Annotated in this window: 14 protein-coding genes; 9 read left to right on the forward strand and 5 right to left on the reverse strand. The window is 21.3% G+C overall.

Annotated features, from left to right (window positions below; translation table 11 throughout):
- Positions 1 to 173: 173 nt before the first annotated feature.
- Positions 174 to 818, forward strand: a complete 645-nt coding sequence (locus GJT86_RS02080; protein ID WP_168920614.1) for a MutH/Sau3AI family endonuclease — start codon at positions 174 to 176, stop codon at positions 816 to 818.
- Between the two features lie 14 nt (positions 819 to 832).
- Here the strand turns inward: GJT86_RS02080 and lysA are convergent, their stop codons facing one another.
- Positions 833 to 2,098: a diaminopimelate decarboxylase gene (gene lysA / locus GJT86_RS02085; protein WP_168920615.1), complete on the reverse strand. Its 1,266-nt coding sequence runs from the start codon at positions 2,096 to 2,098 to the stop codon at positions 833 to 835.
- A gap of 320 nt (positions 2,099 to 2,418) precedes the next feature.
- Here lysA and GJT86_RS02090 point away from each other — a divergent pair, with 320 nt between their 5' ends.
- From GJT86_RS02090 to crr, 3 genes are all read left to right on the forward strand, one after another.
- Positions 2,419 to 2,673, forward strand: a complete 255-nt coding sequence (locus GJT86_RS02090; RefSeq protein WP_168920616.1) for an HPr family phosphocarrier protein — start codon at positions 2,419 to 2,421, stop codon at positions 2,671 to 2,673.
- Between the two features lie 112 nt (positions 2,674 to 2,785).
- Positions 2,786 to 4,498, forward strand: a complete 1,713-nt coding sequence (ptsI, locus tag GJT86_RS02095) for a phosphoenolpyruvate-protein phosphotransferase PtsI (protein ID WP_168920617.1) — start codon at positions 2,786 to 2,788, stop codon at positions 4,496 to 4,498.
- A 25-nt stretch (positions 4,499 to 4,523) separates the two neighbouring features.
- On the forward strand, positions 4,524 to 5,036 hold the full coding sequence (crr, locus tag GJT86_RS02100; RefSeq protein WP_168920618.1) for a PTS glucose transporter subunit IIA: 513 nt from the start codon (positions 4,524 to 4,526) through the stop codon (positions 5,034 to 5,036).
- A 138-nt stretch (positions 5,037 to 5,174) separates the two neighbouring features.
- On the opposite strand, the gene ruvC is transcribed toward crr, so the two are convergent.
- Genes ruvC through aspS form a run of 3 tightly spaced genes read right to left on the reverse strand, consistent with a single transcriptional unit; the run spans position 5,175 to position 8,174 of the window.
- Entirely contained in the window at positions 5,175 to 5,651 is a 477-nt protein-coding gene (gene ruvC, locus GJT86_RS02105; RefSeq protein ID WP_168920619.1) for a crossover junction endodeoxyribonuclease RuvC, read from the reverse strand.
- A gap of 26 nt (positions 5,652 to 5,677) precedes the next feature.
- Positions 5,678 to 6,409 carry a YebC/PmpR family DNA-binding transcriptional regulator gene (locus tag GJT86_RS02110; protein WP_168920620.1) on the reverse strand — a complete coding sequence of 244 codons (732 nt, stop codon included), beginning with the start codon at positions 6,407 to 6,409 and terminating at the stop codon, positions 5,678 to 5,680.
- Positions 6,410 to 6,425: 16 nt separating this feature from the next.
- Positions 6,426 to 8,174, reverse strand: coding sequence for an aspartate--tRNA ligase (aspS, locus tag GJT86_RS02115; RefSeq protein WP_168920621.1), 1,749 nt, complete (start codon positions 8,172 to 8,174; stop codon positions 6,426 to 6,428).
- Between the two features lie 445 nt (positions 8,175 to 8,619).
- Between aspS and argS the strand changes: the two genes are divergently transcribed.
- The 5 genes from argS (at position 8,620) to GJT86_RS02140 (ending at position 14,355) form a co-directional block, all read left to right on the forward strand.
- Positions 8,620 to 10,341 carry an arginine--tRNA ligase gene (gene argS, locus GJT86_RS02120; RefSeq protein WP_168920670.1) on the forward strand — a complete coding sequence of 574 codons (1,722 nt, stop codon included), beginning with the start codon at positions 8,620 to 8,622 and terminating at the stop codon, positions 10,339 to 10,341.
- 31 nt (positions 10,342 to 10,372) lie between these two features.
- Positions 10,373 to 11,476 (forward strand): tRNA 2-thiouridine(34) synthase MnmA, encoded by a 1,104-nt coding sequence (gene mnmA / locus GJT86_RS02125; RefSeq protein WP_168920622.1) that lies wholly within the window; start codon positions 10,373 to 10,375, stop codon positions 11,474 to 11,476.
- Between the two features lie 117 nt (positions 11,477 to 11,593).
- On the forward strand, positions 11,594 to 12,706 hold the full coding sequence (gene potA, locus GJT86_RS02130) for a spermidine/putrescine ABC transporter ATP-binding protein PotA (RefSeq protein ID WP_168920623.1): 1,113 nt from the start codon (positions 11,594 to 11,596) through the stop codon (positions 12,704 to 12,706).
- Positions 12,696 to 13,574, forward strand: coding sequence for an ABC transporter permease subunit (locus GJT86_RS02135; RefSeq protein ID WP_168920624.1), 879 nt, complete (start codon positions 12,696 to 12,698; stop codon positions 13,572 to 13,574). Before potA ends, GJT86_RS02135 begins: the two co-directional genes overlap by 11 nt.
- Positions 13,567 to 14,355, forward strand: a complete 789-nt coding sequence (locus GJT86_RS02140) for an ABC transporter permease subunit (protein WP_168920625.1) — start codon at positions 13,567 to 13,569, stop codon at positions 14,353 to 14,355. The genes GJT86_RS02135 and GJT86_RS02140 overlap by 8 nt, the downstream gene beginning before the upstream one ends.
- Before the next feature lie 24 nt (positions 14,356 to 14,379).
- Here GJT86_RS02140 and mutM read toward each other — a convergent pair whose 3' ends face one another.
- The gene (mutM, locus tag GJT86_RS02145) at positions 14,380 to 15,198 is read right to left on the reverse strand and encodes a bifunctional DNA-formamidopyrimidine glycosylase/DNA-(apurinic or apyrimidinic site) lyase (RefSeq protein ID WP_168920626.1); all 819 of its coding nucleotides are present in this window, start codon (positions 15,196 to 15,198) and stop codon (positions 14,380 to 14,382) included.
- Between the last annotated feature and the right edge of the window lie 8 nt (positions 15,199 to 15,206).

Raw genomic sequence — 15,206 nt, forward strand, 5'->3', positions numbered from 1 at the left:
AAATATCAAACATTATCCTTCTAAAATTATTTTCTTCATAAAAAAATTATAATTTATGTATATAAATAAATATAATATATATTACTCTATATAATTAAAATAAAAATAGATAATAAATATCTAATTTAGATTTGATGTAAAATTTAAATTATTATTTTTTTATAAAGGATACTATGTATATATATAATGAAGAAAATTTAATGATTAAAGCTAAATTAATTATAGGATATAATATTATGGAAATAGCAAAATCATTAAATTATTGTCTTCCTAAACTTATGAAATATAACACAGGATGTATAGGAAAATTAATAGAATATTATTTTTTTGATACACATATTAATAATCAATTTAATCAAGATATTCCTTATCTGGGCATAGAAATTAAAACAGTAACAATTAATCCAAATAAACAAGTATTATATGATAGTTATATTTGTTCGTGTACATTATTAACACAAAATGTTATTTGGGAAAAAAATAATATTAGTCAGAAAATATCTAAAATATTATGGATGCCTATTATAACATATAATAGTAAAACACCTATATTAAATAGAATTATTGGTACTCCAGTATTATGGCAACCAACTTTATATGAAAAAACTATTTTAAAATATGATTGGACAAATATTATACATTTATTAATTATGGGATATACACAAGATTTAAATGAATATAATGGATATATTTTAAAAATAAAAAATAAATCTAAAAAAAATATCAAAACCAAAATTATAGATCAAAATGGCAATATTATTTTTACTGTACCTAAAGCATTTTATTTTAAACGTCATTTTATAACATCAATTATTTAATTTATATAATTTACCTATATTATTTCTAAATTAATTAGTTCTTTCATATGTTGTTGACGACGAATTTGTGTGATTTTGTTGTTATCTATAAGGATCTCAGGTATTAATGGTCTACTATTATAATTAGATGACATAGAAGCACCATAAGCACCAGTATCATGAATGATTAAATAATCATATAACTTGATATTAATAGATAATAAACAAGTAGTGAGTTTACCGTGACTATTTTGAGTAAACACATCTCCAGCTTCACATAATGGCCCTGCTATAATTGTAGGAATTTTATTATCTTGTGATAAATCTATTCCTGTAGATGAAATAGCTGAAATATGATGATAACTACCATATAAAACAGGTCTACTAAAATCATTAAAACCAATATTTACTAATATAAATCTTGTGTTTTGAATAAATTTAATAGCATAAATTTGTGCAATTAATATTCCTGATTCAGCTACTAAAAATCTACCTGGCTCTATTTCTAACTGTATATCAGTATGAAAATACTGACTAATTAATTTTCTAGTATTGTTCCATAAATAAAAATAATGGTCTATATTTATAGATTCATCATGTATATTATAGGGTATCGATAACCCCCCTCCTGCTGAAATAGCATGTATTTTAGGCATATATTTTTGAGTCACATTATATAACATAGCATTACATACTTTTTTTAAGTGTTTATAATTTACACCAGAACCGATATGCATATGTATGCCAATTAAATTAAAATGATATTTTTTTATTATTTGAATAGTTTGTTCTATATCAGAATACCATATACCATGTTTACTATATATACCTCCTGTATTTGTTTTTTTATTATGTCCATATCCAAAACCAGGATTAATACGTAACCATATATTATGTTTTTTTTTCAATTGTCCTAATTGATGTAACATATCTATAGATCCAATATTAATGGGAATATTTAATTCTATAATTTTTTTTAATGTATTATTTTCTAATATATCTGCAGTAAATAAAATATCATGATGCGGATCATACCCAGCATATAATGCTCTTTCAATTTCTCCTAAAGAAACAGCATCTATTTTAATATTATTTTGTCTTATTAATTTTAAAATATTAATATTAGAGCATGATTTTTGTGCGAATCTAATAATATCAAATTTTTTTAATTTTGATATTTGTTTTCTAATGTTATCTGCACAATATACCCAACATGGAGTATTATATTTTTTAATAATTGATAATATAAGTTTATTAGATAAACAATTTTTATTATGTTTTGGATCAAAAATTTTCATCATAAAATAAAAACTCTATAAATTTAAATAACATTATTTTTAATAAATAAAAATAATTATCTATACTAATGAAATAATATTCAAAATATTAACATATATTTTTACATAAATAAAAATATATTATATTTTGTAAAAGATATTTTTCTGTTTTAAAAAATATTTTTAAAAATATAAATATATGTTATATATGAATATATACAATAAATTATATGTTAAAATAATCTTATGAAATATCATTTAATCTTAGGTTATTAGATAATATTGTAAAATATGATTTTAATCATATAATAATATTTCAATAAATTACAATTTAGGAAACAATAATGTTACAAAAAGAAGTGATAATTAGTAATGAACATGGATTACATACTAGACCAGCAGCATTATTTGTTAAAGAAGCTAAAAATTTTATTTCTGAAATTACTATTACATCTAATAATGTTACAGTAAATGCAAAAAGTTTATTTAAAATTCAAACGTTAGGATTATCTAAAGGAACAGTTATTATGTTAACTGCTTCAGGTATAGATGAGAAACAAGCAATTATACATTTAGTACATATTATAAAAAATTTATAACATATATTTACTTTTTATAAAATAAAATTTAATTTTAATTAGTGATAGTTATTATATCTTTTATATATACTTAATAATAATGTTAAATTATATAAACATTGAGGTAATATTTATGATTTCAGGAATTTTAGCTTCTCCTGGTATTGCTTTTGGTAAAGCTTTTTTGTTAAAAATAGAAGATATTATTATTCATAAAAAAAAAATTGATAAAAAATATGTTGATATAGAAATTAATAAATTTTTTTATGGGCAAAAAAAATCTATAAAACAGTTACAAAGTATAAAAGAACATGAAATAAAATTTAATACTGAGAAAGAATCTATACTGGAAGGACATATAGTATTATTACAAGACATCGAAATGTCTAAAGATGTTATTATGTTAATAAAAGAAAATTTGTTTTCTGCAGCATATGCAGTAGATAGTATTATGCAAAAACAAATTAAATCATTACAAAATATTAATGATGCATATTTGAAAGAAAGAATTAGTGATATTAGAGATATTAGCCATAGATTAATCAAAAATATCTTAAATATGAGTATGAATGATTTAAATATTCTTGATAATGAAGTTATTTTAATTGCTAAAGATTTAACTCCTTCAGAAACAGTACAATTAAATACAAAAAAAATTTTAGGTTTTATTACTGATTTAGGTAGCCAAACATCACATACTGCTATTATGGCACGTTTACTAGATATCCCGGCAATTGTTGGTACTGGTAATATTACTCAAATAGTCAAAAATAATGATTATATTATTTTAGATGGCATTTCTAATCATATTCATGTTAATCCTAAAGAAAAAACTATTACTACTTTAAAACAAAAATACAAGAAATACATTTTAGAAAAAAAAAAATTAATACAATTAAGTATTGTTCCTGCTTATACTAAAGATAATTATACAATTAAAGTTTGTGCTAATATTAGTACAATAGAAGATTTACAAAAAGCAAAAAATCATGGTGCGGAAGGTATAGGTTTATATAGAACAGAATTTTTATTCATGAATCGTAATTCTTTGCCTAGTGAAGAAGAACAATTTAATACATATAAACAAATGGCATCTAATATGCCAAATAAAACAATTATCATTAGAACATTAGATGTTGGTGGTGATAAAAATATACCATATATGAATTTACCTAAAGAAGATAACCCTTTTTTAGGTTGGCGTGCTATTAGAATTACAATGGACCGTATAAACATTTTACATACTCAATTACGAGCAATATTGAGAGCTTCTATATTTGGACAATTATGTATTATGTTCCCTATGATTATTTCTATAGAAGAAATACTATTTTTAAAAAAAGAATTACAATTTTTAAAAAAACAGTTATATTACGAACAAAAACCAATACAACATAATATACAAATAGGTATTATGATAGAAACACCAGCAGCAGCCATTATTGCTCATCATTTGATAAAAGAAATTGATTTTTTTAGTATAGGTACTAACGATTTAATACAATATACATTAGCTGTAGATCGTGGTAACGATTTAATTTCACATTTATATAATCCTATACATCCTGCACTTTTATTTTTAATCAAAAATATAATCGATGCTTCACATTCTGAAGGGAAATGGACTGGTATGTGTGGCGAATTAGCTAGTAATGAAAAATTTATTCCAATATTATTAGGTATGGGGTTAGATGAAATTAGTATGAATGCTGCTTCTATACCAAAAATTAAAAATATTATTCGTAATACTAATATGAGCGATGCTAAAATTTTAGTAAAAAATATTTTAACATCAAATACTATGAAAAAAATCAATCAATTTATTATTAAATATTATAAAAAATAATAAATATATTTTAGAGGATTCAGTTATGATAATTTTTACAAATTTTTTTAAAAAAAAACAGACGCAAATAAAAAATAATTATATAAAAATTTTTGCACCTATTTCAGGAACTATCGAAAATATTGAAAATGTACCTGATACTGTATTTTCTGATAAAATCATTGGTGATGGCATAGCAATTAATCCTACTAGTAATATATTAGTATCACCAGTAGATGGTATTATTGGGAAGATTTTTGACACAAATCATGCATTTTCAATTCTTATAGATAATGATATAGAACTATTTGTACATTTCGGTATTGATACTGTTAATTTACAAGGTAAAGGTTTTAAAAGAATATTTAGTACATGTAAAACTAATAATGTAAAAAAAGGAGAACCAATAATAGAATTAGATTTAGATTTTTTACGAAAAAATGCTAAATCAATATTAACACCAGTAGTTATTTCTAATATAGAAGATATCAAAAAAATTGATAAATACACTAATCAAGTTCGAGCTGGTATCGATCCAATATTAAAAATATATAAGTAAATTTTTATTACTAAAAATTAACATTTTTTAATATTTTATCTATATAAGAATAACCTAATTATTCTAACGTTAATGTTTAACATAAAGATAATACTATTATCTGTATAAATTATTAGTTATCATTATAAATATTAATGTTTAACTAAGATCAAGATAATAACTATGTGTAATAGCTACAGCTAAAGCATCTGCTGCATCTGTTTTTAATGTTATTGATAATATATTTAACATCATACATACCATATTACATATATGTTGTTTATTTGCTCCACCAGAACCACCTACAATCATTTTTATTTGTGTTGTAGCATATTCAGAAATAGATAAATTATGATTGACTGCTGATACTATAACAGCTCCACTAGCATAATTTAATTTTAAAGATGAACTAATATTTCTAGCAACGAAAACTTTTTCTATGGCGCAATACTGCGGTCTAAATACATTAATAATATGACTAATTTTAGAGTAAATAATTTTTAAACGCATATAAAAATTATTAATCTTTGTTTCAATACAGCCGCTATGAATATAAATTAATTTTGTTTTTTGTTTTTTTATTAAACCATAACCAGTTATTCTAGAACCAGGATCAATACCTAATATAATAGACATTTTTTTCTTCTTTTTATAAAAAATTACTATATATAAATTGCATTATGATAAATTTTTTTTATATCAACATTAGATTTTAAATTATATATAATAGATATTAATTTTTGTTTGATATTATCGTTTATATGATATTTAATATATGGTATTGTTACAAATTTTATTTCTGATGGTTGTATCGCAAATTTTTTTGATAATATTAATATATCTTTATATTTTTGCTTAGAAAAAAAAATTTCAATAACATTTTTATTGAAAATTATATCATTTGGCATTAATTGTTCAGCTATATCAATAATACAATCCATATTATTATTGATAATATATATTAAGGATACTTGTTGTTGAAAAATATAATGATTAACACTATAATTACATATTATGCCATGATACTTATCTAATATACTACGTATAAAATTTATAGTACGATTTTTATTGTTTGTTAAACATTGTATCATTAATGTAATACGATCAATCATACCATAATATATGAGATAATTTACATTATGATGAATATATTTACGATTGTATCGTTGATGATATTTTGTTATTATTTTATTAATTGTAACACGTTTCATATTATATGATAATGCTTTATTAACTACTAATTTTAACTTATTATTATCATATATATTCGCATTATTATTATCTTTAACTACTGAATGTAGTTCTCTTATAATTTTAGAAAATTTTTTATCTTTTTTTGCATCTTGATAAGCTTTACGGTAACGTGTATTAGACCATTTACTATGTCCAGACATATAAAAATATTCCTTGTTATATATTTCCTAAGCCTAATTCTAATAAAATTTTTTTATTTACTTTATGTGGAGCATTAGTTAATAGGCATGTTGCAGAAGTTGTTTTAGGAAAAGCAATGACATCTTTAATATTTGTTGTACGTACTAATAACATAACTAATCTATCCAAACCAAGTGCGATACCAATATGTGGTGGTGCACCAAATTGTAATGCTTTTAAAAAAAAACCAAAATTATTTTCTTGTATATCATTATTTAATTTTAATATGTCAAAAATTATTTTTTGTATTTTATAATTATTAATTCTTAAAGAACCACTACCAATTTCATAACCATTAATAACTAGATCATAAGAATCTGATAATATATTTTCTGGTTGTGATATTAACTTCGTAATATCATAATTTTTAGGTGCTGTAAAAGGATGATTAGTAGATATCAAGTGACCTTCTTGATTTTTAGTAAATAAAGGAAAATCAATAACCCATAATGGATACCAACTATCATTATTAATAATGTTAAAATCATTTCCTAATAATGTTCTTAACATTCCCATGGAACTAATATTACCATTATATTTATTAGTACCAATAAAGATAATATCTTTTTCACGTAAATTTAAAAAATGTATAATATATTTTTGATGAATTTTAATATATTCTAAACTGTTTATCCCATCTTTATCACTATTAAACATAATATTGTTCAAACCAGAATGACTAACTTGCAAAATATTTAAATCTTTCGTATTATATTGACTTATATATAAATTATATTTATGTAAGTTATGCAAAGATTTTGTTGTACAGTATTGTTGTTTAATTATAATAACAACAAAATTAGGTTGATATATTTTTATATTATGTTTAATAAAAATTTCAGATAAATTAATTAGTTTTAAATGATTTCTTAAATCAGGTTTGTCAGTCCCATAATCAGACATAGCTTTTTGAAAAGTAAGAACATGAAATTTATTTAATTTAATATTAATGATTTTTTTCCATAAATATATGATCATTAATTCTATAAAACTTCTAAAATTTTTAGATTCAACAAAAGACATTTCAATATCTATTTGTGTAAATTCAGGTTGTCTATCTGAACGTAGATCTTCATCACGAAAACATTTAGCAAATTGGTAATAACGATCTAATCCTGAAATCATTAATAATTGTTTAAATATTTGTGGTGACTGTGGTAACGCATAAAAACATTTTTTATGTATACGACTGGGTACTAAGTAATCTCTTGAACCTTCTGGAGTAAAATTAGTAAGAATAGGAGTTTCAATATTTAAAAAATTATTTTTTTCTAAAAATATTCTAATAATACTCATTATCTTTGATCTAGTTTTAATAATATGAATCATTTTTTCTTGTCTAAGATCTAAAAATCTATACTTTAATCTGTTTTCTTCTATATTAATATGATTATTATCTATAGGTAAATTTTTAGATTTATTTAAAATGATAAGTTTTGACACAATAATTTCAAGATGACCTGTAATAATTTTTGGATTAATATTTTTGCGTTTTACTACTTTACCAGTAATTTTTACACAAAAATTATTACGTAATGTTTTTGCAAGTTTATATGTTTCATTATATCTTGGTATAAATATTGCTTGTATTATACCTTGTATATCTTTAATATTAGCAAAAATTAATTTACCTAAATTTCTATAATTATAAACCCAACCATAAAGTGTTACAATATAATTGATATGCTTATCATTAACTCTACCACAATAAATTCTATGTTCCATTAATATATTCCTAGTAGTATAATTTAATGTTTTAATATATATGTTAAAGTAAAATTTTTATTACGTTAATAAAGTATGTTCATACATCAAATATAAAAAATATATTGCATTATTTCTTATATATTTAATTATGTTTATTTTATAAATAGAATATTTTATAGTATAAAATATATACTAACAACATATTATAGCATAAATACTAATAAAATTTTTATCATATTAATAAATATTCTTTTTTTAATATAAAGTATAATATATGTCATTACATATTTGATTTTTCATCCTAAATGAGATTTTAGAAATATACTACAATATTAGTAAATTAATTATGTAATTTTATTGGATAAAAAGTATTTGCATTTACATATTGTTAATAAATATTATTATAAATTGAATAATGATATTATAAATAATGATTTATATATTACATATTATAGGCATATTAATGAATATTAAAAAAATATTATCTGAACATATATATAATGCTATGATAAAAACAAATATACCACCATATTATAATGTTATTTTACGTCAATGTAAAAATTTTAAGTTTGGTCATTATCAAGTTAATGGTATTATTCCTGCTGCTATAAATATGAAACTTAAACCATATGATCTTGCCAAAAAAGTCAATAGTAATATTATTGCTACTCATATCATTAAAAAAATAAATATTTCTATTATAGGACATATAAATATTTTTATTAATAAAATATGGTTAGCAGAACAAATAGATAAAATTTTATCTTCTAAAATATTTGGTTTAACAAAACAAATCAAATCACAAAATATTGTAGTTGATTACTCTAGTCCTAATATAGCGAAAGATATGCATATTGGACATTTAAGATCCACTGTATTAGGAGATGCTGTAGTTAAAATTTTATCATTTATAGGACATAATGTTATACAACAAAATCATATTGGAGATTGGGGTACACAATTTGGTATGCTAATTGCTTTTTTAAAAGATCAACATTTAGAACAACTTTCTATCACGCATTTAAATGAATTTTATAAACAAGCACAAACAAAATATAAAAATGATGCTATTTTTGCACAACAATCTCGTAAATATGTTATGCAATTACATAAACAAAATTCATATTGTTTAAAAATATGGAAACATATTGTAAATCTTACAATGGAAAATAATTATCAAGTATATAAAAATCTTGATATTTCCTTAAATCATACTCATACTATGGGTGAAAGTCAATATAATCACATGCTCCCACATATTGTTTTAGATTTAAAAAATAAAGGTTTAGCTATGCATAGTCAAGGAGCTATTATTGTACCGATTTATAATGATAAAAATCAAAATATTGATAATATTATAATTCAAAAAAGTGATGGTGCATATTTATATGCTACTACTGATATCGCTTGTATAAACTATAGAGTAAAAACTCTGCATGCTGATCGTATTATATATTATGTTGATACACGTCAAAAACAATATTTGCAAAACATATTTTATATTGTAAAAAAAGCTAAATATATTAATAACAATGTAAGTTTAGAACATCATATGTTTGGCATGGTTTTAAATAAATTACATAAACCATTTAAAACAAGAGAAGGTAAAAATATTAAATTACTAGATTTAATTAATGAAGCTATTAAACGTTCAAAAAAAATTATTTTAAATAAACAACCAAATATAAAATATTGTAAGTTACAACATCTAGCGCATATTATAGGAATAGGTGCTATTAAATATGCTGACTTATCAAAAAATAGAACATCTAATTACATTTTTAATTGGGAAGAAGTTTTAAATTTTGAAGGTAATACATCATTATATATTCAATATGCATATGTTAGAGCTGTTTCTATATTAGAAAAATCACATATTAAACAACAAAAAATACAAAAAAGTAAAATAATATTGACACATTTAAATGAAATAAATTTAGCTATCCATTTATTAGAATTTGAAGAAATCATATTTAAAATTGCACAAAATGGTACTCCACATATATTATGTAATTGGTTATATAAAATGGCTGTATTATTTTCTGTTGTATATGAAACATGTAATATATTACATCAACAAAATGATACTATTAAAAGAAGTAAATTAAAAATTACTTTAATTGTTTCACAATTTATTAAACAAGGATTAAAACTATTAGGAATACAAACTATTAAAAATATGTAAATATATTTTATATATATAAAGATCATAAAATATGAATATAAAATTAAAAAAAGTTATTATTGCGATGTCTGGTGGGGTAGATTCTTCGGTTGCTGCTTGGTTATTAACTAAACAAAATTATCAAGTAGAAGGATTATTTATGAAAAATTGGGAATATAATGATCGTAATAGTTATTGTAATATAGCACAAGATTTACAAGATGCGACTAATATTTGTAAAAAATTATCTATTCCTTTACATAAAATGAATTTTGCATCTGAATATTGGGAATATGTATTTCAAAATTTTCTTATAGAATATCAAAAAGGTTATACACCTAATCCTGATATTTTATGTAATAAAATTATTAAATTTAAATATTTTATGTATTTTGCTTTACAACACTTAAAAGCAGATTTTATTAGTACTGGCCATTATGCAAGATGTAAAAAAATAAAAAACAAAATATATTTATTAACTAGCATTGATGATACTAAAGATCAAAGCTATTTTCTTTATACCCTTACACAAGAAAAATTAAAAAAAATTATATTTCCTATTGGAGGATTAAAAAAAATAGAAGTAAGATATATAGCAAAAAAATTAAATTTTATTAATGCAACTAAAAAAGATTCTACAGGAATTTGTTTTATTGGTGAAAAAAAGTTTGATATTTTTTTAAATAAGTTTCTTATATCACATCCAGGCAATATTTTTGATATTAACGGTAATTATTTAGGTAAACATAAAGGTTTAATACACTATACAATAGGACAAAGGAAAAATATAGGTATAGGAGGTTTAAAAACTTATAGTAATCAAGCATGGTATGTATATAAAAAAGATATAGTAAATAATATTTTAATAGTAGTACAAGGGAATAATAATATATATTTACTATCTATTGGCTTGATCATTATAGATATACATTGGATTAATAATATTACTATATTACCAAAAAAAATCTCACTTAAAACAAGATATAGACAAAAAAAAGTATATTGTAAAATATTTTTTTACACAAAAAATAAAATAAAAGTTTATTTTTCACAACCTATATCTAGTATTACACCAGGACAATCAGCAGTTTTTTACGCTAAAAATATTTGTTTAGGTGGTGGAATTATTATCAATAATATTCCGTTAATACGATAAAAAAGTACTATATTATTTTTATAAAATAAAAATAAAATTTTATTTATTATAATTATTATTATTGTATAATAATTCATCCAAATATTTTACTAACTTATTTAATAAGATATTATTATAATGATTAATATCCATAAAACAAAAATAGTTCAATTACATAATGTAAGTAAATCTTACAACAAAAAAAAAATAATATCTCATTTTAATTTAACTATTTATCATGGAGAATTTGTAACTTTATTAGGACCTTCAGGATGTGGTAAAACTACAATTTTAAGATTAATTGCTGGTTTAGATATGGTGGACGAAGGATTAATTTTCTTAAATAATACAGATATAACACACTTATCAGCTGCACAAAGACAAATTAATACTGTTTTCCAAAGTTATGCATTATTTCCACATATGTCTGTATTTGATAATGTAGCATTTGGTTTGAGAATGCAAAATAAACATAATAAAATTATTAATGATAGAGTTATTAAAATACTACATATGGTACAATTAAAACAATTTATATATAGTAAACCACATGAATTATCAGGAGGACAACAACAAAGAGTGGCTATAGCTAGAGCTATTGTTAATAAACCTCGTATATTATTATTAGACGAATCATTATCTGCATTAGATTATAGTTTACGTAAAAAAATGCAAAGTGAATTAAAAGCATTACAACGCATTTTAGGTATTACTTTTATTTTTGTGACACATAATCAAGAAGAAGCATTAACTATTTCAGATCGCATCATTTTATTAAATAAAGGTGTAATCGAACAAGATAGTACACCAAAAGAAATGTATGAAGAACCTAAAAATTTATTTGTTGCAAAATTTATAGGTAATATAAATATATTCCACGCTACAATTATTAAAATTTTATATAATCAACAAGTACAAGTAAATCTAGAAAATTTTATATGTAATGTTAAAGTTTTATTCCCTATTTCTATAGGTGATAAAATATATGTTCTTATACGTCCTGAAGATTTACGCATTAAAGTAATTAATAAAAAAAATAATTTGAATCAAAAAGGTCTAGTAGGTTATATTAAAGAAAAAAATTATAAAGGTATGACATTAGAATTTATTTTAGAACTAGACAATGGGAAAATTATTACTGTAAATGAATTTTTTAACGAAAATGATCCTTATTTTGATCATGCATTACATCAAAAAATGTTAATAACCTGGGTAGAAACATGGGAAGTGACATTACCTTATGAACAATAAAAATGTATTATATATTAAAAAATTTATATGTGTTATTATTATAGGTTGGATATTATTATTTATGATTTTACCTAATATTTTAATAATTATTATTAGTTTTATGCATAAAGATCATATTCACTTATTTAAAGTGCCTTATACTGTTAGCAATTATTTAAATCTTTTAAATTTTGTATATTTAAAAATTTTTTTACATTCTATGTATATATCATTATATACAACTATAATCTGTTTAATTATTGGTTATACTTTTGCATGGTATTTAGTACATATGTCTATTACAATACAATCTTTAATGTTAACTTTATTATTTATACCATTTTGGATAAATTCGTTAACACGTATATATTCTTTAAAAATTTTTTTTAGCGTAAATGGTTGGTTTAATAAAATTTTAATTTATTTACATTTTATAAAATATCCTATACATATTATTTATACTCCCATAGCAATAATTTTAGGTTCTATATATATATTATTACCTTTTATGATTATGCCTATATATACTTGTTTAAAAAAATTAGATAAATCTTGTATAGAAGCCGCAAAAGATCTTGGAGCATCACCGTATAAAATATTCTTACATGTTATTATACCATTAACTAGCCCAGGAATTATTGCTGGATGTTTACTAGTATTATTACCTTCAATTGGAATGTTTTCAATAGCAGATTTAATGGGTGGTTCAAAAAATTTATTAATAGGTAATATTATTAAAAATGAATTTTTAAATATTAGAAATTGGCCATTTGGTGCTGCGCTTAGTAATATTATGACTATAATTACTGTCATGTTTTTACTATTATATTGGAAATTAAAATATATATGTAATAATTATACATATAAAGGCATAACTAATAATGTATAAAAAAATTTTTAAATATATTTTTAAAAATCTTTTTTTATTTTTAGTTTATGTATGGTTATATATTCCTGTAATTATTTTAGTAATAAATTCATTTAATAAATCTATTTTTGGTATAGGATGGCAAGGTTTTACCATTAAATGGTATATTATCTTTTTACATAATTATTTATTATTACAAGTAACATATCATACAATAATATTAGGCATATGTTCCGCAACTATAACCATAATATTAGGATTATTAATAACATTATCTTTACAATATTTACATACTTATGTAAAATTATTTATTAATATATCCATGGTAACTATGATATTATCTCCAGATATTGTGTTAGCTATATCATTATTATTATTATTTATGCTTATTCATTTTCCACTAGGTTTTTGGTCATTATTATGTGCTCATGTAACGTTTTGTTTGCCATATGTAGTTATTACTATGTGTGCCAGAATAAATAGTTTTGATGTATTAATCTTAGAAGCAGCAAGAGATCTAGGTGCGAATGATTTTATTATTTTAGTAAAAATAATATTACCCTTAATTACACCTACTCTTATTTCTAGTTGGTTATTAAGTTTTTTGTTATCTATAGATGATATTACAATATCTTCTTTTGTTAGTAATCCAGAATATGAAACTTTACCATTAAGAATTTATTCAATGGCTAAACTAGGTACTACACCTGAAATTAATGTATTAGCAACTATATTAATTATGATCTCTATCATATTATTAATTATAAGTAAATTATGTTTAAAAAAATATTATAATTTTTAAAATAAATATTTATCTATAACATAATTATTTTTGACAATATATACAAAAAAAACTACTTCTATTTCTTTGTAAAATTTTTTGAATTATATTTTTTTGACATTTACAACATAATTGTTTAGCTTTATTATAAATACATAAATACTGTGTAAAATTTCCAATATTTTGATTGGGTTGTTTATAATTATTAATAGTTGTTCCCCCATATTTAATGGATTTTATTAATATTTGTTTAGTATACATAACTATTAATTTAACTTCATTAAAACATAAACTATTACTTTTTCTAAATGGTAATATTTTAGAAAAAAACAATATTTCATTAGCATATATATTACCTATACCAGTAACAATACTATTTGTCATTAATAATACTTTAATTGGTATTTGACTATATTGTGTTTTTTGATATAAATAAAGAGCATGAAATTTATAATGTAATGGTTCTATACCTAATTTTTGTAAAAAATTATTCCGTATATAATATTGTGTTTCCCATAACCAAAATCCAAATTTTCTGGGATCATTATAACGTAATATCCAATTATTATTAATAATTAAATCAATATGATCATGTTTAGTAGGTGAGATAAGATTTGTTTTAAGTATTATTAAGTTTCCTGTCATTCCTAAATGAATTATAATAGTATTATACAATAGTATTAAGATAATATATCTACCTTTCCGTTTAATATCTATAATTTTTTGATTATTAATAGTATTAATTTCGGTAGGAATATTATATCTTAATTTATTAGTTCTAATAATAGCAAAACTAATTATTTTGTTTTGTAGTTCTTTTTTTATGAATTGGGTAATAACTTCTACTTCTGGTAATTCAGGCATTAATATTT

Source organism: Enterobacteriaceae endosymbiont of Macroplea appendiculata (assembly GCF_012571605.1).
Lineage (GTDB): Bacteria > Pseudomonadota > Gammaproteobacteria > Enterobacterales > Enterobacteriaceae.

What these genes read in the sequence shown, in the direction of transcription:
- GJT86_RS02080 (WP_168920614.1), top strand. Translation starts at nt 174, where the DNA reads ATGTATATATATAATGAAGAAAATTTAATGATTAAAGCTAAATTAATT.
- lysA (WP_168920615.1), bottom strand. Translation starts at nt 2,098, where the DNA reads ATGATGAAAATTTTTGATCCAAAACATAATAAAAATTGTTTATCTAAT.
- GJT86_RS02090 (WP_168920616.1), top strand. Translation starts at nt 2,419, where the DNA reads ATGTTACAAAAAGAAGTGATAATTAGTAATGAACATGGATTACATACT.
- ptsI (WP_168920617.1), top strand. Translation starts at nt 2,786, where the DNA reads ATGATTTCAGGAATTTTAGCTTCTCCTGGTATTGCTTTTGGTAAAGCT.
- crr (WP_168920618.1), top strand. Translation starts at nt 4,524, where the DNA reads ATGATAATTTTTACAAATTTTTTTAAAAAAAAACAGACGCAAATAAAA.
- ruvC (WP_168920619.1), bottom strand. Translation starts at nt 5,651, where the DNA reads ATGTCTATTATATTAGGTATTGATCCTGGTTCTAGAATAACTGGTTAT.
- GJT86_RS02110 (WP_168920620.1), bottom strand. Translation starts at nt 6,409, where the DNA reads ATGTCTGGACATAGTAAATGGTCTAATACACGTTACCGTAAAGCTTAT.
- aspS (WP_168920621.1), bottom strand. Translation starts at nt 8,174, where the DNA reads ATGGAACATAGAATTTATTGTGGTAGAGTTAATGATAAGCATATCAAT.
- argS (WP_168920670.1), top strand. Translation starts at nt 8,620, where the DNA reads ATGAATATTAAAAAAATATTATCTGAACATATATATAATGCTATGATA.
- mnmA (WP_168920622.1), top strand. Translation starts at nt 10,373, where the DNA reads ATGAATATAAAATTAAAAAAAGTTATTATTGCGATGTCTGGTGGGGTA.
- potA (WP_168920623.1), top strand. Translation starts at nt 11,594, where the DNA reads ATGATTAATATCCATAAAACAAAAATAGTTCAATTACATAATGTAAGT.
- GJT86_RS02135 (WP_168920624.1), top strand. Translation starts at nt 12,696, where the DNA reads ATGAACAATAAAAATGTATTATATATTAAAAAATTTATATGTGTTATT.
- GJT86_RS02140 (WP_168920625.1), top strand. Translation starts at nt 13,567, where the DNA reads ATGTATAAAAAAATTTTTAAATATATTTTTAAAAATCTTTTTTTATTT.
- mutM (WP_168920626.1), bottom strand. Translation starts at nt 15,198, where the DNA reads ATGCCTGAATTACCAGAAGTAGAAGTTATTACCCAATTCATAAAAAAA.